The organism is Mycobacterium sp., from assembly GCF_051006775.1.
GTDB lineage: Bacteria > Actinomycetota > Actinomycetes > Mycobacteriales > Mycobacteriaceae > Mycobacterium.
Window position 1 is genome coordinate 1 of the sequence record NZ_JBPCSX010000004.1, and the last position, 22078, is coordinate 22078.

22 protein-coding genes and 1 pseudogene are annotated in these 22078 nt (G+C 66.8%); 10 read left to right on the top strand and 13 right to left on the bottom strand.

Features of this window, described 5'->3' with window-relative positions:
• Positions 1–82: 82 nt before the first annotated feature.
• Genes ACR2JI_RS00210 through fadD3 form a run of 5 tightly spaced genes read right to left on the bottom strand, consistent with a single transcriptional unit; the run spans position 83 to position 5846 of the window.
• The gene (locus ACR2JI_RS00210; protein ID WP_526386787.1) at positions 83–1252 is read right to left on the bottom strand and encodes a pyridoxal phosphate-dependent aminotransferase; all 1170 of its coding nucleotides are present in this window, start codon (positions 1250–1252) and stop codon (positions 83–85) included.
• Between the two features lie 10 nt (positions 1253–1262).
• Positions 1263–2210: an acyl-CoA dehydrogenase IpdE2 gene (gene ipdE2 / locus ACR2JI_RS00215; protein WP_526386789.1), complete on the bottom strand. Its 948-nt coding sequence runs from the start codon at positions 2208–2210 to the stop codon at positions 1263–1265.
• Positions 2207–3160: an acyl-CoA dehydrogenase family protein gene (locus ACR2JI_RS00220; RefSeq protein ID WP_526386791.1), complete on the bottom strand. Its 954-nt coding sequence runs from the start codon at positions 3158–3160 to the stop codon at positions 2207–2209. Before ACR2JI_RS00220 ends, ipdE2 begins: the two co-directional genes overlap by 4 nt.
• Positions 3157–4299 (bottom strand): acyl-CoA dehydrogenase family protein, encoded by a 1143-nt coding sequence (locus ACR2JI_RS00225; RefSeq protein ID WP_526386793.1) that lies wholly within the window; start codon positions 4297–4299, stop codon positions 3157–3159. The genes ACR2JI_RS00220 and ACR2JI_RS00225 overlap by 4 nt, the downstream gene beginning before the upstream one ends.
• Positions 4299–5846 (bottom strand): 3-((3aS,4S,7aS)-7a-methyl-1,5-dioxo-octahydro-1H-inden-4-yl)propanoate--CoA ligase FadD3, encoded by a 1548-nt coding sequence (fadD3, locus tag ACR2JI_RS00230; protein WP_526386795.1) that lies wholly within the window; start codon positions 5844–5846, stop codon positions 4299–4301. The genes ACR2JI_RS00225 and fadD3 overlap by 1 nt, the downstream gene beginning before the upstream one ends.
• Positions 5847–5902: 56 nt before the next feature.
• On the opposite strand from fadD3, the gene ipdE1 reads away from it, so the two are divergent.
• Genes ipdE1 through ACR2JI_RS00255 form a run of 5 tightly spaced genes read left to right on the top strand, consistent with a single transcriptional unit; the run spans position 5903 to position 10931 of the window.
• Positions 5903–7048 (top strand): acyl-CoA dehydrogenase IpdE1, encoded by a 1146-nt coding sequence (gene ipdE1 / locus ACR2JI_RS00235; RefSeq protein ID WP_526386797.1) that lies wholly within the window; start codon positions 5903–5905, stop codon positions 7046–7048.
• A 20-nt stretch (positions 7049–7068) separates the two neighbouring features.
• A complete protein-coding gene (gene ipdF / locus ACR2JI_RS00240; protein ID WP_526386799.1) occupies positions 7069–7851 on the top strand; it encodes a (5R,7aS)-5-hydroxy-7a-methyl-1-oxo-2,3,5,6,7,7a-hexahydro-1H-indene-carboxyl-CoA reductase in 783 nt (260 codons plus the stop codon).
• Entirely contained in the window at positions 7848–8462 is a 615-nt protein-coding gene (gene kstR2 / locus ACR2JI_RS00245) for a TetR family transcriptional regulator KstR2 (protein WP_526386801.1), read from the top strand. The genes ipdF and kstR2 overlap by 4 nt, the downstream gene beginning before the upstream one ends.
• On the top strand, positions 8455–9615 hold the full coding sequence (gene fadA6 / locus ACR2JI_RS00250; protein WP_526386803.1) for a steroid 3-ketoacyl-CoA thiolase FadA6: 1161 nt from the start codon (positions 8455–8457) through the stop codon (positions 9613–9615). Before kstR2 ends, fadA6 begins: the two co-directional genes overlap by 8 nt.
• Positions 9616–9662: 47 nt before the next feature.
• Positions 9663–10931 (top strand): PE-PPE domain-containing protein, encoded by a 1269-nt coding sequence (locus ACR2JI_RS00255; protein ID WP_526386805.1) that lies wholly within the window; start codon positions 9663–9665, stop codon positions 10929–10931.
• Here the strand turns inward: ACR2JI_RS00255 and ACR2JI_RS00260 are convergent.
• The 5 genes from ACR2JI_RS00260 to echA20 are packed head-to-tail and all read right to left on the bottom strand — an operon-like array spanning position 10828 to position 14726.
• Positions 10828–11241, bottom strand: a complete 414-nt coding sequence (locus tag ACR2JI_RS00260) for a PNPOx family protein (protein ID WP_526386807.1) — start codon at positions 11239–11241, stop codon at positions 10828–10830. The genes ACR2JI_RS00255 and ACR2JI_RS00260 overlap by 104 nt on opposite strands.
• 17 nt (positions 11242–11258) lie before the next feature.
• Positions 11259–12341: a (3aS,4S,5R,7aS)-5-hydroxy-7a-methyl-1-oxo-octahydro-1H-indene-4-carboxyl-CoA dehydrogenase gene (ipdC, locus tag ACR2JI_RS00265; RefSeq protein WP_526386809.1), complete on the bottom strand. Its 1083-nt coding sequence runs from the start codon at positions 12339–12341 to the stop codon at positions 11259–11261.
• Positions 12338–13084, bottom strand: a complete 747-nt coding sequence (gene ipdB / locus ACR2JI_RS00270) for a cholesterol ring-cleaving hydrolase subunit IpdB (protein ID WP_526386811.1) — start codon at positions 13082–13084, stop codon at positions 12338–12340. Before ipdB ends, ipdC begins: the two co-directional genes overlap by 4 nt.
• Positions 13081–13974: a cholesterol ring-cleaving hydrolase subunit IpdA gene (ipdA, locus tag ACR2JI_RS00275; protein ID WP_526386813.1), complete on the bottom strand. Its 894-nt coding sequence runs from the start codon at positions 13972–13974 to the stop codon at positions 13081–13083. Before ipdA ends, ipdB begins: the two co-directional genes overlap by 4 nt.
• The gene (gene echA20, locus ACR2JI_RS00280) at positions 13971–14726 is read right to left on the bottom strand and encodes a (7aS)-7a-methyl-1,5-dioxo-2,3,5,6,7,7a-hexahydro-1H-indene-carboxyl-CoA hydrolase (protein WP_526386815.1); all 756 of its coding nucleotides are present in this window, start codon (positions 14724–14726) and stop codon (positions 13971–13973) included. The genes ipdA and echA20 overlap by 4 nt, the downstream gene beginning before the upstream one ends.
• A gap of 39 nt (positions 14727–14765) precedes the next feature.
• Here echA20 and ACR2JI_RS00285 point away from each other — a divergent pair, with 39 nt between their 5' ends.
• Together ACR2JI_RS00285 and ACR2JI_RS00290 are read left to right on the top strand one after the other, a co-directional pair.
• Positions 14766–15521, top strand: a complete 756-nt coding sequence (locus ACR2JI_RS00285; RefSeq protein ID WP_526386817.1) for an SDR family oxidoreductase — start codon at positions 14766–14768, stop codon at positions 15519–15521.
• A gap of 8 nt (positions 15522–15529) precedes the next feature.
• Positions 15530–16435 (top strand): SDR family oxidoreductase, encoded by a 906-nt coding sequence (locus ACR2JI_RS00290; RefSeq protein WP_526386819.1) that lies wholly within the window; start codon positions 15530–15532, stop codon positions 16433–16435.
• A 195-nt stretch (positions 16436–16630) separates the two neighbouring features.
• On the opposite strand, the gene ACR2JI_RS00295 is transcribed toward ACR2JI_RS00290, so the two are convergent.
• From ACR2JI_RS00295 to ACR2JI_RS00305, 3 genes and pseudogenes are all read right to left on the bottom strand, one after another.
• On the bottom strand, positions 16631–17092 hold the full coding sequence (locus tag ACR2JI_RS00295; RefSeq protein WP_526386829.1) for a nitroreductase family deazaflavin-dependent oxidoreductase: 462 nt from the start codon (positions 17090–17092) through the stop codon (positions 16631–16633).
• A gap of 18 nt (positions 17093–17110) precedes the next feature.
• Positions 17111–17470 (bottom strand): annotated as a pseudogene (locus tag ACR2JI_RS00300) (DUF8021 domain-containing protein); the annotation flags it as partial.
• Positions 17471–17472: 2 nt separating this feature from the next.
• Entirely contained in the window at positions 17473–18636 is a 1164-nt protein-coding gene (locus ACR2JI_RS00305) for a steroid 3-ketoacyl-CoA thiolase (RefSeq protein WP_526386821.1), read from the bottom strand.
• A 121-nt stretch (positions 18637–18757) separates the two neighbouring features.
• Here ACR2JI_RS00305 and ACR2JI_RS00310 point away from each other — a divergent pair, with 121 nt between their 5' ends.
• The 3 genes from ACR2JI_RS00310 to fadE29 all read left to right on the top strand — a co-directional run.
• Entirely contained in the window at positions 18758–20002 is a 1245-nt protein-coding gene (locus ACR2JI_RS00310) for a cytochrome P450 (RefSeq protein ID WP_526386823.1), read from the top strand.
• 24 nt (positions 20003–20026) lie between these two features.
• Positions 20027–21040 carry an acyl-CoA dehydrogenase family protein gene (locus tag ACR2JI_RS00315; protein ID WP_526386825.1) on the top strand — a complete coding sequence of 338 codons (1014 nt, stop codon included), beginning with the start codon at positions 20027–20029 and terminating at the stop codon, positions 21038–21040.
• Positions 21031–22078 (top strand): acyl-CoA dehydrogenase FadE29 (fadE29, locus tag ACR2JI_RS00320; RefSeq protein ID WP_526386827.1); only part of this gene is annotated, 1048 nt, incomplete at its 3' end. The genes ACR2JI_RS00315 and fadE29, both read left to right, overlap by 10 nt.

The following is a 22078-nucleotide window of genomic DNA, read 5'->3' on the forward strand; positions in this document are numbered from 1 at the left end:
ACGCCAGCCAGGCCGCCTATCGCCGTGCCCGCCTCGTAGCGACAAATCGCGACGGGTAGCTCCGGGGACCGATAGTTGTCGCTCAGAGGCGGGCAGACAGCCAGGGGCCTAGACGCCGCAGCGCCTCATCGATATCCGCCGCCGGCCCCGCGAAGGACAACCGCACATGGGTGGACCCGCGCACGGTGTCGAAGTCGACGCCCGGCGCGATCGCCAATCCGGTGTCGGCCAGGAGCGTTTCGCAGAACGACAGTGAGTCGCCGGTGAATTCGGAGACGTCGGCGTAAATGTAGAACGCACCGTCGGCCGGAGCCAACCGGGTCAGCCCGACTTGGTGCAGGCCGGCGATCAGGGTGTCGCGATTGCGCCCGTAGTGCGCAAGGTGTCCCTCGGACTCGGCGATCGACTCCGGTGTGAACGCCGCGACCGCGGCGTACTGCGGCAGCACCGGCGGGCAGATGAAGAAATTCCCGGTAAGGCAGTCCACCGCCCGACGCAGATCCTCGGGCACCAGCATCCAGCCCAGCCGCCATCCCGTCATCGCGAAATATTTCGAAAAGCTGTTCAGCACAACGGCATTGCGCGACGTTTCCCAGGCGCACGAGGTCGCCGGTGCACCCGGGTACACCAGCCCGTGGTACACCTCGTCGCTGATCAGCCGGACACCGGAGGCTTCGCACCACCGTGCGATGGCGGCCAGCTCGTCAGGTTCGATCACCGTGCCGGTCGGGTTGGCCGGGCTGGCCACGATCACCCCCTTGACCGGTGGGTCGAGCTCGGCGAGCAGCTGCACCGTCGGTTGGAACCGGGTCTCGGGGCCGCACTCGATCTCGACGACCTCACACCCCAGCGCCGAGAGGATGTTGCGGTAGCAGGGGTAACCCGGACTGGCCATCGCCACCCGGTCACCGGCATCGAAACAGGACAGGAAGGTCAGCAGGAATCCGCCGGAGGATCCGGTGGTGAGCACGACGTCGTCGACACCGACGTCGATGCCGTACCGGTCGGCGTAGTTGTGGGCGATCTCCTCGCGGAGTTCCGGTATCCCGAGTGCCACGGTGTAGCCGAGGTCATTGGCCTCCAGTAACCGGGCGGCGGCGGCGCGCACCGGTTCGGGCGCTCCGACGCTGGGCTGGCCTGCCGAAAGGTTCACCAGATCGCCGTGGGTGCGCTGCCGCTCGGCGGCGGCAAGCCAGACGTCCATCACATAGAACGGCGGAATGCCTGCGCGCAGCGAGACGTGATCGGTCACGCCACTGAGGCTAGAACACCTCGGATTCGAGCCGGCGCAGCTGTTCGGCGGGGGAGCCGAGCAACTCCGCACTGGAGTAGGCCCGCTTGAAATACAACTGGATGTCGTGCTCCCAGGTGATGGCGATGCCGCCGTGCAACTGGATGGCCTCACCGGCGACCGTGGTGAACGCCTCGCTGGCGGCCAGTCGCGCCAGCGCGGCCGAGGTGGGATTCGGGTCGGCGATCGCATCTCCCACGACCGCCCGCGCCGACTGCACCGCGACGTACAGATCGGCCATCCGGTGCTTGAGCGCCTGGAAGCTGCCGATCGCACGACCGAACTGCACCCGCTGTTTGGTGTATTCGACGGTCAGGTCCAGGCAGCGCTCCGCGGCGCCGATCTGCTCGGCGGCCAGCAGGATGGCGGCGGTGTCGGCCAGTCCAGGATCGCGGCAGATCGTCGTCGACGTTCCGGGGTTCAGCCGAGCGAGACGACGGGTGGGGTCCAGCGGAGTCAGCGGTTCGGCGCTGCACTGCTCCCACCGTTGGAGCCGGCCGTCCTCGACGGCCAGCACCACGTCGGCGACGTCGCCGTTGATCACGTAGTTCCGGTCGAAGACCACCGTTCCGATGCTCTCCCCGGCGGCCAGCCGCTCGAGAGTCTCGCCGTCTGGCTCGTCGGCGGCCAGTAGCCCGAGCTCGGCAAGGGTGGTGCCGAGTAGCGGGGTGGGCACCAGTCCCTTACCCAGCTCCTCGAGAACCGCTGCGGCATCAGCCAATTCGCCACCGGCACCGCCGAGTTCCTCCGGCACCACAAGGGCCGCGGCCCCGACTTGCTCACACAGCAGTGTCCACAGCGACTCGTCGTAGCCGCGCTCGGATTCCATGGCCCGTCGCACCGCATCAGGGGAGGCGTGCTTGTCGATCAGGGCGGTGACGGTCTGCCGAAGCAGTGCCCGTTCTTCGGTGGTGGTCACAATGCCTCCAGTACCCGACGGCGGTGGAACGTGGGATCGCCCCACGCTGAGCGCAGCGCCTGCACCCGCAGCAGCCACTGCGACAGGTCATGCTCGGTGGTGTAGCCGATGGCCCCGTGGGTCTGCAGCGCCACTCGCGCGGACAGCAGCGCGGCGTCAGCGGCGGCGGCCTTGGCGGCGCTGACGTCCCGGGCGGTATCGGGGGACTGCTCGGCCAGAGCCAGCGCGGCGCCGTAGAGCAGCGGCCGGGCCAATTCGAGGGCGATGTGGGCGTCGGCGAGCTTGTGTTTGATCGCCTGATAGCTGCCGATCAACCGGCCGAACTGACTGCGCTGCTTGGCGTATTCGACCGTCATGTCCAGCATCCTCTGCCCGGCCCCCACCAGTTGTGCGGCGGTGGCCAATGCACCGAACTCAAAAGCACGTGCGACATCGGCGGGCTGCGACGCTCCGGCCGCGGTGACGGTGAACAGCCGCCTGCTCGGGTCCACGGACTCATGGCGCTCCCCGGCGGCCGCGTCGGTGACCGCACCATCAGCGGCCAGCAGGACCAGTCCGGCGGCATCGGCGTCGACGGCCCACGGCACCACCGGCGGCAGCGCCACCGTTGCGATCAGTTCACCGGAGGCCAGTGCTGCCGAGCGCTCATCGGCGGCGAGCAGAACCGGCGCCACCGCAATGGATTCGGTCACCGGACCCGGTACGCACCACCGGCCCAGACGCTCGCAGGCGACCACCAGATCCACCGGATGGGCGGCCAGGCCGTCGAACTCCTCGGACACCGCGAGCGCGGTCACACCGAGATCGGCCAGCCGTCCCCAGACCTTGCGCCCTGGCGCGGTGTCACCGTCGGCCCACGCCCGAACCGCAGCCGGAACATCGGCGGCACCGAGTGCGGCGTCGATACTGGCGGCGAAATCGCGCTGTTCGGCGTCGAGAGCGAACCTCATGACGGCTTGGCCCCTTCCTTGGGCAGGCCCAGCAGTCGTTCGGCGATGATATTGCGCTGAATCTCGTTGGTGCCGGCGTAGATCGGGCCGCCCAGGGCGAACAGCAACCCGTCGGTCCAGCCGTCGGCGAGCTCACCGGAAGCACCTCGCAGATCCAATGCGGTCTGATGGATCGCGACGTCGAGGTCGGACCAGAACACCTTGGTGACCGACGACTCGGCACCCAACTCACCGCCCTCGGCGATCCGCGTCACCGTTCCGAACGTGTGCAGCCGGTAGGCCTGCGCCTTGATCCACGCATCGGCGACGTCATCGGCGAAGTGCGGGTCGGAGCCGCCGGATCGCCAGGCCTCGATGAGCCGCTCGGCCGGTGCCAGGAAGCGCGCCGGGCTGCGCAGTGACATCCCGCGCTCGTTGCTGGTGGTGCTCATCGCCGCCCGCCAGCCGTCGTGCACGGCGCCGATCACATCGTGGTCGGGAACGAAGACGTTGTCGAAGAAGATCTCCCCGAAGCCGGTGTCACCGCCGAGTTGTTGGATCGGCCGCACGGTGACGCCGTCGGCATGTAGGTCGAACATCAGATAGGTCAGGCCGCGATGCCGCTCGGCAGCAGGATCGGAGCGGAACAGTCCGAACCCGCGCTCGCCGAACACCGCCCGGCTGCTCCAGATCTTCTGGCCGTTGAGCAGCCAGCCGCCGTCGGTCTGGGTCGCCGTGGATCGCAGCGACGCCAGATCGCTGCCGGACTCCGGCTCCGACCACGCCTGGGCCCAGATCTCTTCTCCGCTGGCCATTTTCGGCAGGATCCGGTCCAACTGCTCCTCGGTTCCGTGACCGAACAGGGTGGGTGCCAGCATCGAGATTCCGTTGGCGCTGGCCCGGCCCGGGGCGCCGGCCCGGAAGTACTCCTCCTCGAACACCACCCACTGCAGCAGGGTCGCGTCGCGGCCGCCGTATTTCTGCGGCCAGGTGATCACCGACAGCCCGGCATCGAAGAGCACCCGGTCCCAGCGCCGGTGCTGATCGAATCCCTCGGCGGTGTCATAGGACCTGGTGGGGAACTCGTGTGTGTTCGCCGCCAGGAAGGCCCGGACCTCGTCGCGGAAGGCGCAGGTGTCGTCGTCGTAGTCGATGTCCATCAGAGCATCCCTCGCAGTGTCGGTTTGACGACCTTCCCGCCGGCATTGCGCGGGAGTGCGTCGAGGAAGATCACCGATCGCGGTGCCTTGAAGTTCGCCAGATGCTGTCGGGTGTAGGCGATCACCGCGTCTTCATCGAGTTCAGCGCCGGCGCGGCGCACGATGAAGGCCCGGCCGACCTCGCCGAGGCGCTCGTCGGGCACCCCGATCACCGCGACCTCGGCGACGCCGTCGAGCCGGGCGAGGGACTGCTCGATCTCGGCGGGGTAGACGTTGAAACCGCCGCAGATGTACATGTCCTTGAGCCGGTCGGTGATCCGCAGATTGCCTGCTGCGTCGACGGTGCCGATGTCACCGGTGTGCAGCCAGCCGTCGGCGTCGATGGTCGCCGCTGTCGCGGCAGGGTCGTCGAGGTACCCGATCATGACGTTCGGCCCGCGCAGCAGCACCTCGCCCGCGCCGTTCTCGTCGGGTGCGCCGATACGCAACTCGAAGTCCGCCATCGGCCGCCCGCATGTGGTCGCCACGGTGACCGGATCGTCGTCGCTGCGACACATGGTGCCGAACCCGCTTGACTCGGTCTGGCCGTAGGCGGTCAGCACGATCTCGAAGTCCAGTTCGCTCTGCATGCGTTCGATCAGCACCACCGGCACCACGGCCGCACCGGTGACGGCGAACCGCAGCGAGGTGAGGTCAAAGTCCTTGCGTGACGGGTGATCCAGCAGGGTCTGATAGATGGTCGGCGGCCCCGGCAGCACGGTGATCTTCTGGTCCTGCACGATCCGCATGGCCTGCTCGGGGTCGAAGGTCAGCTGTGGGATCAGCGTCGCACCGGTCTGCAGGCAGGCCAGGATCCCGGCCTTGTAGCCGAAGCTGTGGAAGAAGGGGTTGATGCAGAGGTAGCGGTCGGCACTGCTGACCTGACCGCAGGCCGCCCATGACGCGGACGCCGACAGCGACTGCCGGTGCGCGCACAGCACACCCTTGCTGCGGCCGGTGGTGCCGGAGGTGAACAGGATGTCGGAGATGTCATCGGGTTGGACTGCCTGCGCGCGGGCGTCGATCTCATGCATGGGTACCTGCGGCCCGGCCAGGAACTCGTCCCAGGTTCCGTCGGGCTCCTCGACCGGCACCCGGACGATGTGGCGCAACGCAGGCAGTGCGGCGTGGTCGAGTTCGGCAGCCCGGTCGGCGCCGAGGAACCGGCCCATCGCGATCAGCAGCGAGGCCTGGCTGCGTCCCAGGATGTCGGTGGCCTCGGTCGCGGTGTAGCGGGTGTTCAACGGCACCGCCACCGCACCGGCGTAATGCGTCGCCAGGCAGGCGACGACCCAGTGCCAGGTGTTCGGTGACCAGATCGCGACCCGATCGCCTGGCTGCACGCCGAGTCCGGCCATCGCCGCAGCCGTGCGGCGCACCTCCTCGCGAAGTTCGGCGAAGGTGAAGGTCCGATCCGGGGTGAGGACCGCCTGATGGTCGGCGTAATCGAGCGCCATCCGGTTCAGGACCGCTGGCGTGGTGAGCCGATGACCGGTCGCGGCCGTCATCGCTGCTCCCTCCGGGACGCTAACAAAGCAAGTGCTTGGTAGGTTAGCCTACAGGGGTGCATGTCGAGGAGTTCCGGGCTGAGGTCCGCGACTGGCTGGCGTCCAACCTGGTCGGCGAATACGCCGCTCTCAAGGGTCTCGGCGGTCCCGGTCGCGAACATGAGTCCTTCGAAGAGCGGCTGGCCTGGAATCGCCACCTGGCCGCCGCGGGGTTGACCTGCCTGGGCTGGCCCGTCGAGCACGGCGGCCGGGGCCTCTCGGTGGCCCACCGGGTGGCCTTCTACGAGGAGTACGCCAAGGCCGATGCTCCCGACAAGGTCAACCACCTCGGTGAGGAACTCGTCGGCCCGACGCTGATCGCGTTCGGCACAGCCGCCCAGCAGGAGCGCTTCCTGCCGGCCATCCGCAACGTCACTGAACTGTGGTGCCAGGGCTACTCCGAGCCCGGCGCCGGTAGCGATCTGGCCAACGTTGCGACCTCGGCGGTGCTCGACGGTGATCACTGGATAATCAACGGCCAGAAGGTGTGGACATCGCTCGCGCACTGGTCGCAGTGGTGCTTCGTGCTGGCCCGCTCCAAGAAGGGTTCCAAGCGGCACAGCGGTCTGGCGTATCTGCTCGTGCCCCTCGACCAGCCGGGTGTGGAGATACGTCCGATCGTCCAGCTCACCGGTGATTCGGAGTTCAACGAGGTGTTCTTCACCGACGCCCGCACCGACGCCGATCTGGTGGTCGGCGAGCCGGGTGACGGCTGGCGCGTCGCGATGGGCACCCTGCAATTCGAGCGCGGAGTGTCCACTCTCGGTCAGCAGATCCGTTATGCCCGTGAGCTTTCCGGCATCGTCGAGCTCGCCAAGAACAGCGGCGCCATCGACGATCCACTGATCCGGGAACGCCTCACCCGGGCCTGGGCGGGCCTGCAGGCCATGCGTTCGTTTGCGATGGCCACCATGGATGAGGAGCGTCCCGGCCAGGACAGCGTCTCCAAGCTGCTCTGGGCCAACTGGCATCGCGATCTCGGCGAGCTGGCCATGGCGATCAAGGGCAAGTCCGCGATGGTGCTCGACGACGCCGAATTCGACGAGTGGCAGCGGCTGTTCCTGTTCTCCCGAGCCGACACCATCTATGGCGGCTCCAACGAGGTACAGCGCAATATCATCGCCGAACGCGTGCTCGGCCTTCCCCGGGAATCGAGGGGCTAGTGACACCGCAGAACAATCCGTTGAGCACCCCACCCGAGGAGATCGGCGGCCACGGACTTCTGACCGGCAAGGTGGTCGTCGTCACTGCCGCGGCCGGCACCGGTATCGGTTTCGCCGTCGCGCGCCGCGCGCTGGCCGAAGGTGCGGAGGTGATGGTCTCCGACCACCACGAACGCCGGCTGACCGAGACCCGGGATGCGTTGTCCGCGTTGGGACTCGGCCGGGTGGAGAGTGTTGTCTGCGACGTCACGTCCACCGCGCAGATCGACGCGCTGATCGACTCCACCACCGCCCGCTTCGGCCGCCTCGACGTCCTGGTGAACAACGCCGGCCTGGGTGGGCAGACCCCGGTGATCGACATGACCGACGAGGAGTGGGACCGCGTCCTCAACGTCACCCTCACCTCGGTGATGCGGGCCACCCGTGCCGCGCTGGGCTACTTCCGGGGCGCCGGCCACGGCGGGGCGATCGTGAACAACGCCAGCGTTCTGGGTTGGCGAGCGCAGCACTCCCAGTCGCACTATGCCGCGGCCAAAGCCGGTGTGATGGCGCTGACCCGTTGCAGCGCAATCGAAGCCGCCGAATACGGCGTGCGCATCAACGCCGTCTCGCCGAGCATCGCGCGGCACAGGTTCCTGGAGAAGACCAGCTCCACCGAACTGCTCGACCGGCTCTCCGAGCAGGAGGCGTTCGGCCGGGCCGCCGAACCCTGGGAGGTCGCCGCGACCATCGCCTTCCTGGCCAGCGATTACTCCAGTTACCTGACCGGCGAAGTGATTTCGGTGTCGAGCCAGCACCCATGACCGCACCGAATCCCTCGCCGGCCACCCGGCGCGAGGAGCTGCTCGAGCTCGCAGCTGGCATGTTCGCCGAGCGCGGACTGCGCGCCACCACGGTGCGCGATATCGCCGACGCCGCAGGCATCCTGTCCGGCAGCCTTTATCACCACTTCAAGTCGAAGGAGGAGATGGTCGACGAGGTGCTGCGCACCTTCCTCGACTGGCTCTTCGATCGCTATCAGCACATCATCGACACCGAGCCCAACCCACTCGCGCGCCTGCGGGGCCTGTTCATGGCGTCCTTCGACGCGATCGAATATCACCACGCCGAGGTCGTCATCTATCAGGACGAGGCCAAGCGGCTGTCGGCTCAGCCGCGGTTCGGCTATATCGACGACCTGAACCGCCGGCAGCGCAAGATGTGGGTGGATCTGCTCAAGCAGGGCATCAAGCAGGGTTACTTCCAGCCCGACATCGACGTCGACCTGGTCTACCGGTTCATCCGGGATACCACCTGGGTGTCGGTTCGGTGGTACCAGCCCGGCGGCCCCCTGACCGCCGAACAGGTCGGTCGGCAGTATCTGGCAATCGTCCTCGACGGAATCGCCACGGAAAAGGAGACCCTCAGTGTCTGAGGCATACGTGATCGACGCTGTGCGAACCGCGGTCGGCAAGCGCAACGGTTCACTGGCCGGGATCCATCCGATCGACCTGGGTGTGCATGTGTTCCGCGGCATCTTCGACCGCAACGACGTCGACCCGGCGGCTGTCGACGACGCCGTCGTCGGCTGCGTCGACGCCATCGGTGGCCAGGCCGGCAATATCGGTCGGCTCACCTGGCTGGCCGCCGGCTACTCCGAGGAGGTTCCGGGTGTCACCGTGGACCGGCAGTGCGGCTCCAGCCAGCAGGCGATTTCCTTTGGTGCACAGGCGATCATGGCAGGTACCGCCGACCTGATCCTCGCCGGTGGCATGCAGAACATGAGCCAGATCCCGATCTCCGCGGCGATGATCGTCGGCAATGAGTTCGGGTTCACCAGCCCCACCAACGAGTCCAAGTTCTGGCTCGAGCGCTACGGCGACCAGGAGATCTCGCAGTTTCGTGGTGCGGAGATGATCGCCGAGGAGTGGGACATCTCTCGGGAGGATATGGAGCGCTTCGCGCTGGCCAGTCACGAGCGGGCATTCGCCGCAATCGCGGGCGGTCACTTCGTCAACGAGATCATCGCCGTCGAGGTTGACGGGGTCGGTTTCGCGGTCGATGAGACCCCGCGGGCGAGTTCGCTGGAGAAGATGGCCACTCTGCCGGTGCTCAGCGAGGGCGGCCGGATGACCGCCGCCGTCGCCAGTCAGATCTGTGACGGCGCCAGCGCGGTGCTGCTGGCCTCCGAGCGTGCCGTCGCCGACCACAAGCTGACCCCGCGGGCCCGTATCCACCACATCAGTTGCCGCGGAGCCGATCCCGTGCGCATGCTGACCGGACCGATCCCGGCGACGCGGTATGCGTTGGAGAAGACCGGCTTGTCGATCGACGATATCGACATCGTCGAGATCAACGAGGCCTTCGCTCCGGTGGTGCTGGCCTGGCTCAAGGAGACCGGCGCGGACCCGGCCAGGGTCAACCCCAACGGGGGCGGTATCGCGCTGGGCCATCCGCTCGGCGCAACCGGCGCGAAGCTGTTCGCCACCATGCTCAACGAGCTCGAGCGCACCGGCGGCCGTTACGGCCTGCAGACCATGTGCGAGGGCGGCGGCACCGCCAACGTCACCATCATCGAACGGCTTTAGGGCTCAAAGCGCTTTCAGTCGGTTGGCATCGTGTCAGGATCATCTGCGTGAGGATTCCCGCAGCATCACTGATGGCCACCGCGGCGGTGGGCTTCTCCGTTGCGACGGGCGCCATCGGCGGGGTGGTCACAACCCTGACCGCTGCGGTCACGCTCACCGCCACCGCACTGATCGTGCCCGGCACGGCGGTGCCGGACCCGGCCGTCATTCCGGGCTACATGCAGAACGCGGTCGACTACTACATCGCACCGACCACCGAATCCTGCGCGGTGGTGTGCACTCCGGAACCGGTGCCCTATATCGCCCAGTTCTGGCCGTTCCCCTGGGCGGGCTGGGGCGGATTGACCGGCGCGAAGTTCGACGTATCGGTGGCCAGCGGAGTCTCCCAGCTCACCAGCGACCTCGTCGGCCCCTTCAACCCTGACGCGCAGAGCCCGGTCGTCGTCTTCGGCTACTCCCAGGGCGCCACAGTGGCCACCTATGAGAAGTATCAGCTGAGCAAACTCTCCGCCGAAGACCAGTCCGCCATCAGCTTCTCACTCATCGGAAACCCGAACCGGCCCAACGGTGGACTGTTCGAGCGCCTTGCCATGTTCGGCACCGTGCCGATTCTGGATGCCACCTTCGGCGTGCCGACCCCGACAGACACCGGTATGTCGACGGTGGACATCGCCTTCCAGTACGACGGTGTCGTCGACTTTCCGCTGTATCCGATCAACCTGCTCGCCGACCTCAACGCAGCGGCCGGATTCTGGTACATCCACGGCAGCTATCTCGCACCCGACGGCCGCAACCCCGACGGACTACCCAACGGATTGACCCCCGCCGAACTCGCGGCGGCGATCGCTGACCCGGCCAACCAGCAGCGCCTCGCCGGCACCGACACCACCTACGTGCTGATCCCGACTCCGAATCTCCCTCTGCTGGAACCACTTCGCGAGTTCGGCGCATTCACGCACACGGAATTCATCACCACGCCCCTCATCGATCTGATCCAGCCTGCTCTGCAGGTGCTCATCGAGACCGGCTACAACCGCGCACTGCCCTACAGCACGCCGGCGCCCTTCCGGTTGATTCCACTGATCGACCCCGTCACGCTGACCGTCGACTTGGTCAACGCCGTCGGTCAGGGCATCCGTGCCGCGATCAACGACATAGCTCCGCCCAGCGCGCCCGCGGCGCCGGCCAGGGTCGCGCCCCGGTCCAACGCCGCTACTGCGCGATCTGTGCCCGCAGGAAGTGCCCGATCCGGACCCGTTCAAAAGTCTCGCGCCGGTCGCGCGGCAGCAGCGGCAGCGCCTGGGTCGAGTCGATGAGTTCCGGGGACTCCACGGCGTAGGTCTCACCCTTGTGCACGATGGTCGCCTGACCGGCCGTCAGCACGTTGCGGACCCAGTCCACCTGGGTGCCGTAGGGCAGCGGGATGATCAGTGATTCGCCCACCCGGTCAGCGACGATCGGAGTGGCGTACTGCCTGCCCGAACTGCGACCGACGTGCCGGATCACCGATGCGTACCAGTACGGCTGGCCGGCCAGGCGCAGCATCAGCGGGTTGAGCAGGTACTTGTTCGACGTCCGGATCAGTGTCTGAAACGGCGCCGGCCAACTCTCCGGTGCGATCCCCATGGAACCGACCTTACGCGTCAGTCGATCAGCGCAGCCGCCGCCTGAAGGTGGCTGATCGCCTCGCTGACGATGCTCTCGATGAGTTCGGCGCACGACGGTAGATCATCGATGATGCCGGTCACCTGACCCGAAGCCAGCACACCGGCGCCGGTGTTACCGTCGACCAGGCCCGCCTTGAGCAGCATCGGGGTGTTGGCCGCCATCAGCACCTGCGACCAGGTGAGGTCCTTACCGTGCCGCATGGCCAGGCCGTCGCGGATCATCGACGCCCATGACATCTGGGACATCTTCTTGAATTTCGCGGCGTTGAGCACGGCCGCGCTGAAACCCCTGATCCGCGAACCGCTTTCCAGCTTCTGCACCAGGCCGGTCTTGAGCACCCGGTGCGGCATGCCGTCGACGCGGGTGGACACCACCGTGCCGTCCAAAGGGGCTGCCAGGTACTGCTGCTTGACCGCCTCGGGCACCGTCGAATCCGACGTCAGCAGGAACCGGGTTCCCATCGCGACCCCCGCGGCGCCGTAGGACAGCGCCGCCGCCAGCCCGCGACCGTCGAAGAATCCGCCGGCGGCGACCACCGGAATACCGGTGCCTTCCAACACGTCGAGCACCGACGGCAGCAGCAGGGTGGTCGCGACCGGGCCGGTGTGACCGCCGCCTTCACCGCCCTGCACGATCACCGCGTCGGCACCCCAGCCGGCCACTTTCTTCGCGTGTTTGGCCGCGCCCACCGACGGGATCACCACCGAACCGGCCTCTTTGAGGCTTGCGATCAACTCCGCCTTGGGGGCCAGCGCGAAGGATGCGACCTTGACGCCTTCGCGGATCATCAGGTCCACCCGATCGCCGGCGTCGGCGGCGTCGGCGCGGATGTTCACCCCGAACGGTTTATCGGTGGTGGCCTTGACCTTGGCGATCGCCGTCGCAAGCTCGTCGATCGTCATGGTCGCCGCCGCCAGGATGCCCAGGCCGCCGGCGTTGGAGGTCGCCGCCACCAGTCGTGCTCCGGCCACCCAGCCCATACCGGTCTGCACCACCGGATGCTCGATACCGATCAGGCGGGTCAGCGGCGTCTGGATTCTCTGCTGTGATTGGGTCACACCTTGACCTCCTTGTCCCGCAGGCCCTTCGGGTCGATCTTCGCGATGAGTTCCAACTCCGCGCCGGTGGCCAGCCGGGTGGTCGCGGCATCGTCGAGACCGTGGATCTCGTAGGCGGTGTTCTCGCGGACCTCGGCGGGCTCGACGCCGGGATGCAATGACACCGCACGCATGGTGTGCCCGGGGCCGCCGAAGTCGAAGACGCCGAGATTGCTCACCACCCGGAAGACGTTGACGAAGCGGTAGGCGGGATTGTCCGGATCGACCTTGTCCCAACCGATTCCGGCAACCACGTCGACGCTGTCACAGAACACCCGGGTGGAGTGATTACCGACCCAGTAACTGGTGGCGTGGTTGATGGTGTTGCCCGGTGCGCCGCGCACACCGAACATCTGCCGGGTCGGATGCTGCAGCGGACCGAACGCCGACAGGTTCTGGTTGCCGTACCGGTCCACCTGATTGGCGCCCATCACCACATGCCGCCGGCCCCAGGTCAGCGTCTCGAAGACCCGGCCGAATGGCATCCAACCCTCGACCGCGCCGGGCGCACCGATGGCTGGGGTGTCGGCCAGTAGTTGCGCTTCACCGTCGGTCAGCAGGATGTCGGGGGAGAACGTCAACCGCGCCAACCGGGCGCCGATCGACACCATGGTGGTCATCGGGCTGACCATGATCTCGCCGGCGTCGCGGAACAACTCGGCGCAGGCAACCGCGCACACCTCTGCCCTGCTCACCTGTATCACGACTTCGCCTCCTGCTCCGTGGTGAACCGGCGCACCGCTGCCTGGTAGTCGGCTTCACTGCCGGACAGATAGCTGGCGACGAACTGTCCCCAGCTGTCCACATCGCTGGCCGCCTGGGCGTAGTGCCGCTGGAACTTCTCGTCCCGGCCGTAGTCCGGCACATTGGTGGTGAAGTGCGCGCCGTTGGGAGCCTCGACGACCGCGTCGACCATCATTCGATTGACCAGCAGTGCCTGTGGCGGAACGGCATTGATCAGTTCTTCGGTGCTGACCACTCGTTCCACCGAGAGGTACCGGCGGTCTGCCGCCATCAGGAACAGATCGTCGAAGTACGGGTCGATACCGGTGTATGCCGCGTTGCCGTGCTTGTCACCGAGATTGAGGTGGACGAATGCTGCGTCCAGGCGCAGCGCCGGCATGGCGATGAGCTCCTCGTAGCCATCTCCGGTCCGATAGGGCGACTGCACCGTCTTGAGCTCACCGTCCCAGAAGTCCGGAACCGAACTACCCAGGCCGGAACGGGTGGGGAGAAACGGAAGTCGCTGCGCAGCAGCCTGCAATCCGGAGCGCAGCATGCCCTCGTCCATCTCGCGCGCGACGATCGAACCGGTGGTGCGGGCTCTGGAGAACCACGGGTCGTAGAACGGTGGCGAATCCAGTGAGACGAAACCGTAGTAGGCCTTGCTGACCATTCCCGCCGAGCACAGCAGCCCGATATCGGGTCCGCCGTAGGTCACCACGGTCAGGTCCTTGACCCGGGTGCGCAGCAGGGCCCGGACGAATGCCATCGGCTTGCGCCGGGATCCCCAGCCGCCGATCCCGATCGTCATACCACTCTTGACGGCGGCGACCGCCTCATCGAGGGTGGTGCGCTTATCGCGTGGTGTCATGTGCTCGACTTCTTCGTTCCCGCGAAGTCGTCGCGCAGTTCATCCGAGACTCCGGACAGGTTCAGCTCGAAGGTGAAGCCCTGCTCCATCCGGTAGCTGGCGTTAACCCGTTGGACGTCAATGAGATTCAGCGCCTCCTTGGCAGCCCGGATCACCCGGGTGTCCTTGGCGGCGATGTCGCGAGCCACCCGCAGCGCGGCCTCGTCGAGCTGGGCCCGCGGCACCACCTCGTGCACCGAACCGAACTGATGCAGGGTCGCCGCGTCCACGGTGGCGGCGGTGAAGAACAGCCGACGCATCATGTGCTGCGGCACCAGCCGGGACAGATGCGTCGCCGCTCCGAGTGCTCCGCGTTCGACTTCCGGCAGGCCGAAGGTCGCATCATCGGACGCCACGATCACGTCGGAGTTGCCCACCAGGCCGATGCCGCCGCCCACGCAGAATCCGTTGACCGCCGCCACCACCGGCACCTCGCACTCGTAGACCGCCTTGAACGCGGCGAAACAACCGCGGTTCGCGTCGATCAGAGCGCCGAAGCCCTCGGTGTTCTGCATCTCCTTGATATCCACGCCGGCGTTGAAGCCGCGTCCGGCAGCTCGCAGGATCACCACATGGGTGCCCATATCTCGGCCCGCCGCAGTGATGAGGTCGGCGAGTTCGAACCAGCCGCGTGAGGGGATGGCGTTGACCGGGGGATAGTCGACCGTCACCGCGACGATTCCGGGTTCGACGGTCGAGGACGTGATTGTCATGGCACTCCTAAGCAAGCACTTGCTTGGTAGGCTAGCACGGTGGATTTCGATCTCAGTGGTCGCGTGGTGCTGGTAACCGGCGGTGTGCGAGGCGTCGGCGCGGGTATCAGCGCGGTGTTCGCCGAGCAGGGCGCGACCGTGATCACCTGCGCCCGCCGCCCGGTGGAAGGGCTGCCGTACGAGTTTCACAGTTGCGACGTCCGGGATCCAGACGCGGTCGCCGGACTGGTCGCGGAGATCGTGGCCCGGCACGGCCGGCTCGACGTCGTGGTCAACAATGCCGGTGGATCTCCCCATGCGCTGGCCGCCGATGCCTCACCGCGGTTCCACCGGAAGATCATCGAACTCAATCTGCTCGGCATGCTGCACGTCTCGCAGGCCGCCAATGCCGTCATGCAGCAGCAACCGGGTGGCGGTTCGATCGTCTCGATCTCCAGCGTCAGCGGAGGCCGGCCGACTCCGGGCACCGCCGCATACGGCGCCGCCAAGGCCGGGGTGGACAGTCTGACCAAGACTCTCGCCGTCGAGTGGGCGCCGAAGGTTCGGGTGAACGCCGTGGTGGTCGGAATGGTCGTCACTGAGCAGGCTGAACTGTTCTACGGTGACAGCGAGTCCCAGGCCGCGGTCGCGGCCACAGTGCCACTGGGCCGTCTTGCCGAGCCGCGCGACATCGGCTTGGCGGCAGCGTTTTTGGCCTCCGACGCGGCGTCCTACATCAGTGGCGCAAGCCTCGAGGTGCACGGCGGCGGGGAGCCGCCGGCCTATCTGTCGGCGTCTGACGCCAACAAGGAATAAGGAGAGATATGGGTTTGCTCGACGGCCGGGTGGTGATCGTCACCGGCGCAGGCGGCGGTATCGGGAGGGCGCACGCCCTGGCCTTCGCCGCCGAGGGTGCCTCGGTTGTGGTCAATGACATCGGTGTGGGCCTGGACGGATCACCCGCCGGTGGTGGCAGCGCGGCGCAGGCCGTCGTCGACGAAATCACCGCTGCGGGAGGACAAGCCGTCACCAGCGGCGCCAATGTGGCCGACTGGGATCAGGCCGCCGGGCTCGTCCAGACCGCCGTCGACACCTTCGGCGGACTCGATGTGCTGGTCAACAACGCCGGAATCGTGCGGGACCGGATGATCGCCAACACCAGCGAGGAGGAGTTCGACGCCGTCATCGCCGTGCACCTCAAGGGACACTTCGCCACCACCCGGCATGCCGCCGCCTACTGGCGGGGATTGTCCAAGGAAGGTAGGGAGGTCGACGCCCGGATCATCAACACCAGTTCCGGCGCCGGCCTGCAGGGCAGCGTCGGGCAGGGCAACTACAGCGCCGCCAAGGCCGGCATCGCCGCGCTGACACTGGTCGCGGCCGCCGAGATGGGCCGCTACGGCGTCACCGTCAACGCGATCGCACCGTCGGCGCGCACCCGGATGACCGAGGGCGTCTTCGCCGACATGATGTCGACGCAGGGCCAGGACTTCGACTCCATGGCGCCGGAGAACATTTCGCCACTGGTGGTCTGGCTGGGCAGCGTCGAATCCCGCGACGTCACCGGCAGGGTGTTCGAGGTCGAGGGCGGCATCATCCGGGCCGCCGAAGGGTGGCAGCACGGCGCCGAGGTGGACAAGGGCGCCCGCTGGGAACCGGGCGAACTCGGCCCGGTGGTGCGAAGCCTGCTCGCGCAGGGCCGTCCGCCGGTGCCGGTCTTCGGCGCCTAGCGGTCACAACCCCACGGTTCCCGCCGTCCCGGCCGATCCCCGGCCCGCCTGCGCCCCGGCCCCCGGCCCGCCCGAACCCCGGCCCCCGGCCCCGCCCGGTGAAGTTAGCTTCACACTCGGCCGCGAACGTGAAGCTAACTTCACACTCGCAGTGCCTGGCCGCGCTTGGCCGCCCTTGGCCGCGCTTAGCCCCGCCTAGGCCGGGTCGCAGATGACGACCGGGATCACCCGGTCGGTCCAGGACTGGTAGTCGTCGAAGCTGGTGTACATCTGCGCCATCTTCGGCCAGTAGTGCGCCCGCTCCTCCTCGGTGGCGTCGCGCGCGGTCAGGTTGAGCACCTCATCTTTGATCTGGACCGACACCTTGGGATCGGCCTTGAGGTTGAGGTACCACATCGGATTGGTGGCCGCGCCGCCCTGCGATGCGATCAGCACCACCCGGTCGCCTTCGCGCATGAACAGCAGTGGGCTGACCCGCGGCTCACCGGTCTTGCGACCAGTGGTCGTCAGCAGCGCGACCGGCGCCCCCTGCAGGAACTTGCCGCCGACCCGGCCCCCGGTCTTCTTGTACACAAAGGTGTTGGCCTTCGACATCCACTTGATGATGGTCTTGGTCCGCGGGCTGTTCAGACCCTTGGGCGCTGGTTTGGCAGACATGGCTGCACTCCTGGTTCGCTCGATGAATGGATGAAATCTAACCCGGATGTGGTGAATCCGACCGTCCTCGGGGATGACGAAGGTCTCGTCCACCCGCGCGGCCATTCGCCGGCTCGCCAGCGCGAACTTCGTCAGCACGGCGTACTCCGCGCGAATCTCGTCACCCCGGACCGTGTACTGCGGGGTGGTGACTGCCGCAATGATCCGGTACTGCGGTCCGCGAATAAGGTTGCGCCGCAGATGTTCTCCGGAGAACCCGTTCTTGACTCCCTGCTCGACCCGCGTGCAGTGCGGGGCGAACGGCACCGAATCACCGTCGTGACTGACCAGCGCGTCGATATAGGCCTGCGCGGCGGCGATCCGGTCCGGGACGGGCAGGGCTAGATCCGCTCGATGATGGTGCCCGTCGACAGCGCACCGCCGGCGCACATGGTGATCAGCGCGGTGGACTTGCCGGTGCGCTCCAGTTCGTGCAGCGCGGTGGTGATCAGCCGACTGCCGGTGCTGCCCACCGGATGGCCCAGCGCGATGGCGCCGCCGTTGACGTTCACCTTGTCCATGTCTGCGCCGTACACCTGCGCCCAGCTGAGCACCACCGAGGCGAAGGCCTCGTTGATCTCGACCAGGTCGATATCGTTCAGCGTCATCCCGGCCTTCTCCAGCACCTTGGCGGTGGACTGCACCGGGCCGTCGAGGTGGTAGTAGGCCTCGGAGCCGACGAGCGCCTGGCTGACGATGCGGGCCCGCGGCTTCAGTCCCAGTGCCTTGGCCTTGTCCTCGTCCATCCACAGCACCGCGGCGGCTCCATCGGAGATCTGCGATGACGTACCGGCGGTGTGCATGGCGCCCTCGGCCACCGGCTTGAGTGCAGCCAGGCCCTCGGCGGTGGTGTCCCGCAGGCCCTGGTCGCGGCGAACCATATGGCGCTCGGCGGTGGGCTGCTTGTTCTCGTCGATGACCGGAGCCTCGATCGCGGAGATCTCCCGGTCGAAACGGTGCTCCTCCCAGGCGCGCTTGGCCTTCTGCTGCGAGATCAGGCCGAGGTGGTCCAGGTCGGCGCGTGTCAGGCCGCGACGTTTGGCAATCCGCTCAGCGGCGGTGAACTGATCGGGCATGTCGATATCCCAGGACTGCGCCCTGATCCGGGAGCGGTCCGGGCCGGCATTGGCGCCCAGTCCGACCCGGCTCATCGCCTCGATGCCGCAGGCGATGCCCACGTCGATCGCCCCGCTGGCGATCAGACCGGCGATGAGGTGGTTGGCCTGCTGCGCACTGCCGCACTGGCAGTCCACCGTGGTGGCGCCGACCTGCTCCGGCAATCCCGCCGTCAGCCAGGCCACCCGGGTGATGTTGTTGGACTGCTCACCGAACTGGGTGACGCAGCCGCCGATGACCTGTTCGACCATGGCCGGGTCGATCCGCGCCTTTTCCACCAGGGCCCGCTGGGTTGCCCCCAGCAGCTCGGTGGCATGCAGGCCGGACAGCCAGCCTCCGCGCTTACCGATCGGGCTGCGGGTGGCTTCGACGATCACAGGATTACCCATGCGGGTCAGGCTAGAACACGTTTCATTCCTCTGACAAGCGAGGATGCCGTGATGCCTTTTGTCTGCGGTGGAGCCGTGTTTTACTGGCACTAGATCACGTCATATTGAGGAGCGCGTCACCATGCCCAGCCCGCACATCCCACCGGGTTTTGATTTCCTGGACCCGGACCGCAACGTTGTGCGGTTACCGGTCGACGAGTTGGCCGAGTTGCGCACGACCGCGCCGGTCTGGTGGTGCGAGCAGAAAATCGGCAAGGGCGGTTTCAACGACGGAGGCTACTGGGTCGTCACCAAGCACAGGGACGTCAAGGAGGTGTCGCGGCGCAACGACATCTACCACTCCGGGCCCAACACCGCGCTGCCGCAGTTCGCCGACGATATGACGCGCGAAGACATCGACATGCAGAGCGTCGTCCTGCTCAATATGGACGGCGAACGGCACGATCGGCTGCGCAGGATCATCTCGCGGGGTTTCACCCCGCGCGCGGTTGAGCGGCTTCGCGACGAATTGACCCAGCGCGCCGAGAACATCGTCAAGACCGCCGCAGCTGACGGCACCGGTGACTTCGTCGAGCAGGTGTCCTGCGAACTGCCACTGCAGGTGATCGCCGGACTTCTCGGCGTCCCACAGGACGAGCGCGCCAAGCTCTTCCGCTGGACCAACGAGATGACCGGCAACGAGGACCCCGAGTTCGCTCACGTCGACGGCAAGGCGTCGTCGGTCGAGGTGCTCATGTACGCGATGCAGTTGGCCGCGATCAAGGCCCAGGACCCCGGCGACGATATCGTCACCGCGTTGATCAACGCCGACGTCGACGGCGAGAAGCTCTCCGATGACGAGTTCGCCTTCTTCGTGCTGATGCTGGCCGTTGCCGGCAGCGAGACCACCCGCAACTCGATCACCCACGGAATGATCGCCTTCCTGAACAACCCCGATCAGTGGGAACTCTACAAGCGGGAGCGTCCGGCCACCGCCGCTGATGAGATCGTCCGCTGGGCGACGCCGGTGACCGCATTCCAGCGCACTGCGGTCACCGACACCGAACTCGGTGGCGTGAAAATCAAAGCAGGCCAACGGGTTGTGATGTTCTATCGTTCGGCGAACTTCGACGACGAGGTGTTCGAGGATCCACACACGTTCAACATCCTTCGTGACCCCAACCCGCACGTCGGTTTCGGCGGTACCGGCGTGCACTACTGCATCGGCGCCAACCTCGCCCGTATGACGATCGACCTGATGTTCAACGCCATCGCCGACAACATGCCCGATCTGGCCGCGATCAGCACTCCGGAGCGGTTGCGCTCGGGATGGCTCAACGGGATCAAGCACTGGCAGGTCGACTACACCGGCTCAACCGCCACATAACGCTCACCTCGAAGGGAGATCCCGGTGGACTTCACTCCGGAACCGGAGCAGCAAGCCGTTGTCGACGTCGTCAACGCCGTCCTCGATCGGGACAACACCTGGGAGGCGCTTGTGTCGGGCGGAGTGCCCGCCCTCGGTGTTCCCGAACGGCTCGGTGGTGACGGTGTCGGTCTGCCGGAACTCGCGTCGGCCCTCACCGAGATCGGCCGGCACGGCCTGATCTCACCGGCGCTGGCGACTCTGGGGCTGGGACTGCTGCCGCTTCTCGACCTGGCATCACAGTCGCAGCAGGATCGGTTCCTCGATGGCGTCGCCAAGGGCGGAATTCTGACCGCCGCCCTCAACGAGCCCGGCACCGCGCTCCCCGAGCGGCCGTCAACCCAGTTGCGTGACGGCCGGCTCAACGGGGTCAAGGTTGCCGTTCCCTTTGCCGCCCAGGCTAATTGGATGGTGGTCAGCGCCGACGGTGGTGTGGTCGTGGTCTCGCCGAAGGCTGACGGGGTACGGCTCATCGCGACGCCGACCTCGACGGGTGCGGAGGAGTTCGCGGTCGAGTTCAGCGATGTGGCCGTCGGCCCCGATGCCGTCCTGGCTGAGGCGACCGTGCACCGGCTCAATCAGTTGGCGATGGCCGGTATCGGGGCCTTTGCCGCCGGTCTGGTCGCCGGTGCGGTCCGTCTGACTGCGGATTACGTGACCAACCGGCATCAGTTCGGCCGTCCGCTTGCGACGTTCCAGACCGTGGCCGGTCACCTCGCCGAGGTTTATATCGCTTCGCGCACACTGGCTCTCGCGTCGACGTCGGTGGTCTGGCGCCTCGCCGAGGGCCGCGATGCCGACCAGGATCTCGACATCCTCGCGTACTGGCTCACATCCCAGGCGCCGCCGGCCATGCAGACCTGCCATCACCTACACGGCGGGATGGGCATGGATATCACCTACTCGATGCACCGTTACTACTCGTCGATCAAAGATCTCACCCGCATGCTGGGTGGCCCTGCCCATCGTCTGGATCTGGTTGGAGCGCAATGTTTATAGAACTGACCCCCGAACAGCGGCATCTTCAGGCGGAGATGCGGCAGTACTTCGCCACCCTCATCTCCACTGATGAGGCCAAGGAGATGGAAGTCGACCGGCACGGCAAGGCCTACCGCGCGATCATCAGGCGGATGGGCTCCGACGGCAAGCTCGGTGTCGGCTGGCCCAAGGAGTACGGCGGCCTGGGCTTCGGTCCGATCGAGCAGCAGATCTTCGTCAATGAAGCTGCGCGCGCGGATGTTCCGCTGCCGGCCGTCACATTGCAGACCGTCGGGCCCACCCTGATGGTGTACGGCAACGACGCGCAGAAGAAGAAGTTCCTGCCCGCCATCCTGGCCGGTGAGGTGCACTTCGCCATCGGCTACTCCGAGCCCGAAGCCGGCACCGACCTGGCCGCGCTGCGGACCTCGGCGGTCCGCCACGGAGACGAGTACATCGTCAACGGCCAGAAGATCTGGACCACCGGCGGACACGATGCCGACTATGTGTGGCTGGCCTGCCGCACCGATCCGGAAGCGGCCAAGCACAAGGGGATTTCGATCCTCATCGTCGACACCACCGATCCCGGCTACTCGTGGACGCCGATCATCCTCTCCGACGGTGCCCACCACACCAACGCCACCTATTACAACGACGTCCGGACGCCTGTCGACATGCTGGTGGGCGACGAGAACGCCGGTTGGCGGCTGATCACTACGCAGTTGAACCACGAGCGCGTGATGCTCGGTCCCGCCGGGAAGATCGCCGGGATCTACGACAGAGTTCACGCGTGGGCGTCGAAACCTGTTGGCAGCGATCAGGCGCCCATTGAGCGAGATGCGGTCAAGCGTGCTCTCGGCGAGATCCGGGCGATCTGGCGGATCAACGAACTGCTCAACTGGCAGGTCGCTGCGTCGGGGGAGACCGTTGACATCGCCGACGCCGCTGCCACGAAGGTGTTCTCCACCGAGCGGATTCAGCGGATCGGCCGGCTCGCCGAGGAGATCGTCGGCAAGTACGGCCACCCGGCTGAGGACGAGACCTCTGAGTTGTTGGCCT

Coding starts and splice junctions, on each gene's coding strand:
- kstR2 (WP_526386801.1), top strand. CDS start 7,848: ATGACCGCACCGAATCCCTCGCCGGCCACCCGGCGCGAGGAGCTGCTC.
- echA20 (WP_526386815.1), bottom strand. CDS start 14,726: ATGACAATCACGTCCTCGACCGTCGAACCCGGAATCGTCGCGGTGACG.
- ACR2JI_RS00225 (WP_526386793.1), bottom strand. CDS start 4,299: ATGGACATCGACTACGACGACGACACCTGCGCCTTCCGCGACGAGGTC.
- ACR2JI_RS00220 (WP_526386791.1), bottom strand. CDS start 3,160: ATGAGGTTCGCTCTCGACGCCGAACAGCGCGATTTCGCCGCCAGTATC.
- ACR2JI_RS00290 (WP_526386819.1), top strand. CDS start 15,530: ATGGGTTTGCTCGACGGCCGGGTGGTGATCGTCACCGGCGCAGGCGGC.
- ACR2JI_RS00295 (WP_526386829.1), bottom strand. CDS start 17,092: ATGTCTGCCAAACCAGCGCCCAAGGGTCTGAACAGCCCGCGGACCAAG.
- ACR2JI_RS00305 (WP_526386821.1), bottom strand. CDS start 18,636: ATGGGTAATCCTGTGATCGTCGAAGCCACCCGCAGCCCGATCGGTAAG.
- fadD3 (WP_526386795.1), bottom strand. CDS start 5,846: ATGACGGCCGCGACCGGTCATCGGCTCACCACGCCAGCGGTCCTGAAC.
- ACR2JI_RS00260 (WP_526386807.1), bottom strand. CDS start 11,241: ATGGGGATCGCACCGGAGAGTTGGCCGGCGCCGTTTCAGACACTGATC.
- ACR2JI_RS00310 (WP_526386823.1), top strand. CDS start 18,758: ATGCCCAGCCCGCACATCCCACCGGGTTTTGATTTCCTGGACCCGGAC.
- ipdA (WP_526386813.1), bottom strand. CDS start 13,974: ATGACACCACGCGATAAGCGCACCACCCTCGATGAGGCGGTCGCCGCC.